The 2948-nt window shown below is 70.4% G+C and carries 3 protein-coding genes and 1 pseudogene; all 4 read right to left on the reverse strand.

Annotation, left to right across the window (positions count from 1 at the left end; translation table 11 throughout):
• The coding region (locus VFM98_RS14595; RefSeq protein ID WP_325110640.1) for a class III extradiol dioxygenase subunit beta at positions 1-681 on the reverse strand (681 nt) is incomplete at its 3' end.
• Positions 681-1070, reverse strand: coding sequence for a protocatechuate 4,5-dioxygenase subunit alpha (ligA, locus tag VFM98_RS14600; RefSeq protein ID WP_325110641.1), 390 nt, complete (start codon positions 1068-1070; stop codon positions 681-683). The genes ligA and VFM98_RS14595, both read right to left, overlap by 1 nt.
• A 14-nt stretch (positions 1071-1084) precedes the next feature.
• Complete coding sequence (locus VFM98_RS14605) at positions 1085-2812, reverse strand: tannase/feruloyl esterase family alpha/beta hydrolase (RefSeq protein WP_325110642.1); 1728 nt, start codon at positions 2810-2812, stop codon at positions 1085-1087.
• A 2-nt stretch (positions 2813-2814) separates the two neighbouring features.
• A pseudogene (locus VFM98_RS14610) lies at positions 2815-2948 on the reverse strand (2-pyrone-4,6-dicarboxylate hydrolase); the annotation flags it as partial.

The raw sequence follows: 2948 nt of genomic DNA on the forward strand, positions 1-2948 counted from the left end.
GTGCGGCACGCTGGCCAGCGCCTCGGGCTCGTCGATCAGGCGGTCGAGGAAGCGGTTGTCCCACTCGCGGTTGATCAGGCCCGCGCGCGGGCCCTGCAGCTGGTGGCTCATGCCGCCCGTGCCCCAGATCTGCACGTTCAGGTCTTCGTCGAAGCTCTCCACCGCCTTGCGGATCGCCTGCCCCAGGCGGAAGCAGCGCATGCCGCTCGGCACCGGGTACTGCACCACGTTGACGGCGAAGGGAATCACCTTGAAGGGCCACGCCTGCGGCTGTCCGCACAGCAGCGACAGCGGCACGGTGAGGCCGTGGTCCACGTCCATCTTGTTGACGATGGTGAGGTCGAAATCCTGCTGGATCACCGAGTGCGCGATGTGCGAGGCGAGCTCGGGATGGCCTTCCACCTTGGGCACGGGCCGCGGCCCCCAGCCCTCGTCGGCCGGCTTGAATTCGGCCGCGGTGCCGATCGCGAAGGTGGGGATGATCTCCAGGCTGAAGGCCGTGGCGTGGTCGTTGTAGACCAGGAACACGACGTCCGGCTTGTTCTCCTTCATCCACTGCCGGGAGAACTCATAACCGCCGAAGACCTTCTGCCAGTACGGCTCCCCGGTCTTGCCCAGGTCCATGGCCGCGCCGATGGCCGGCACGTGCGAGGTGTAGACGGATGCGGTGATGCGCGCCATTACTTGCTGTCCTTCTGTTCGCGGCCCCAGGTGGCCGGACGGCCCCCGCCGACCATCATGTCGCGGTAGGCCTCCTCGCTCATGCCGGTCATGGAGCCGGCCATCTGCTGGAAGCTCTTGCCGTCGGTGGCGCCGACCTTGGCCAGGAAATAGATGTTGCCGCCCAGCGCGATGCAGCGATTGAGGTCGCGCGCCAGCACGGCCTGCTTCTGCTCTTCGCTCATCGGCCACTCGTCGAGGTACGCGCGCTCGTCCTTCTTGAAGCGCTCGCGGTTCTCGGCCTTCATCAGCGACATGCAGAACTGGTTGAGCCAGTAGCCCTTGCGGCTCTGGTCGGCGTCGAAGATCGTGGTGCCGGGGATGTCGGCGTACGGTTTGTCCAGTGGCATCGGCCTGCTTCCTCTCATTGCGCGCAGGCGAAGCTGCCTGCCGCGTTCATGTCGCCGCCGCGGTAGCGCGGCACCTGTGGCCACTCGCACAGCGGCCGGGCGCGCCGCACCGTGAACGGCGGCTTCGCATCCTGTTCGACCAGCACCAGGCCCGCCGGTGCCCGGCCCTGCTCCACCCAGGCCACGAGGGCCGGGAACAGGTCCGCCTGGGCGGGCGCGCCGGTGCCCACGTGGTCCACGTTGGGCGCCGTGTAGAGCTTGAAGAAGCCGTCGACCTTCGCGCGCCCCATGCGCTGCACCACGGCATCGTGGTACTCGATGCCGGCATACGGGCTCTGCGCGTAGTCGCCCATGTTCTCCAGCACGATCAGCTTGCCGCCGCGCGCCTGGAAGGCCGACAGGTCCGGATTGGTCGCGTCCATCATCTCGGACACCTCGCGCACGCGCTGCGCATGGTCGGCGGCCTTGTAGTTGCGCAGGTCGGGGCTGGGCGTGCGGGCATAGAAGTACTTGATGGCGCCGCCGCCGTAGAACCAGGCGATGCCGTTGGCCTGCACCGGCGGGAAGGCCGGCGGCTCGCTGCCCGTCCACCACGCCTGCCAGCCGCCGGTGGGCCCGTGCGCGGGAATGGCTTCGCCGCTGGGCCCGCGGCCGGGATAGCTGCGCAGGCCGTTGGCCAGTTCCATGCCGAGGTCCACGCGCGAGTGCAGGGCCTGCACGGCACGGACCTGGGCTTCGGTGAGGCAGGTGTCGGTGGGGGCGCCGGTGCAGCGCAGCTTCGCCACGTCGAAGCGGCTGCGGCAGCCGACCGGGTCGGAGACGATGCCGTCGGCCGCGCCGTCGATGCCGTCGCAGGCCGCGAGCACCGCGTCGTGCACCAGCTTCACCTGGGCCGGATTCATCCCGCCGCCGTCGGCCAGCGCCAGGCCGTCGCGCAGGCCCGCGTGCTGCAGCCCCGTCCAGTGGATCACCGGCACGCGGCTGAAGATGCCGTCGAAATCGGCGGGGTAGCGCTGCGCCATGGCCAGGCCTTCGCGCCCGCCTTCGGAGCTGCCGACGAAGTACAGCTTCTCGGGGCTGCGGCCGTACGCCGTGCGCATCAGCACCACCGCCACGTCGCGCACCTTCTTGTACGAGGCGTGGGCGAAATTGAGCAGCGCCTCGCTGTTCAGCGCGAAGGCCTGCGGCGCCTGGCCGACGCGGTTCTGGTGGCCCGAGTCGGTGCCGTAGGTCACGTAGCCCTGCGCCAGCGGCGCCGGCGCGTCGTAGCGGGACGCCGGCAGCAGCGCCTCGCCCGAGACCAGCGTGCCGTTGAAGCCGCCGCCGCCGTACTGCACCGAGCGGCCGTTCCACTGCACCGGCAGGTTCACCTGGAAGTGGATCGAGGGCGCGTTGCCATCGAGCGGCGCGATGCGGCCCAGGACCTTGCAGCGTTGCGGCAGGGCCGGGCGGATGCCGCCGGCCGGCGTCGGCGCGCCCGCGGTGAGCGTCATCTGGCTGGCCGGCAGCAGTTCGGCCGAGTCGATGGCGGCGTTGCCGCCGGGAAAGGCGATCGCCGAGGCGGGGATGGTCTTGTGCGCGAAGGAGGCGCAGGTGGCCTGCGGGTCGCCCGCCATGGCGATGCGGCTCGGCGCGGGTGCGGGCGCCGCCGCAGGAGCAATACCGGGCGCAGACACGGGCGCCGGCACCGTCGCACAGCCCCCCAGCAGGGCCAGTCCCGCGAACACGAGGCGACGCCCCATCCTCAACCGCCCTCCACCTCTTCCGGCCAGTACAGCCGGTTCGGGTTCTCCACCAGCAGCTTGCGCTGCAGCTCCGGCGTGACGGCGATGTGCGGGATGAAGTCCACCAGCAGGCCGTCGTCGGGCATGTGGTTCT

Origin of the sequence: Ramlibacter sp. (assembly GCF_035706265.1) — a bacterium.
Classification (GTDB): Bacteria; Pseudomonadota; Gammaproteobacteria; order Burkholderiales; family Burkholderiaceae_C; genus Ramlibacter.

Bases quoted from the DNA above. Each gene is read 5' to 3' on its own strand.
- ligA (WP_325110641.1), bottom strand. From the start codon at position 1,070: ATGCCACTGGACAAACCGTACGCCGACATCCCCGGCACCACGATCTTC.
- VFM98_RS14605 (WP_325110642.1), bottom strand. From the start codon at position 2,812: ATGGGGCGTCGCCTCGTGTTCGCGGGACTGGCCCTGCTGGGGGGCTGT.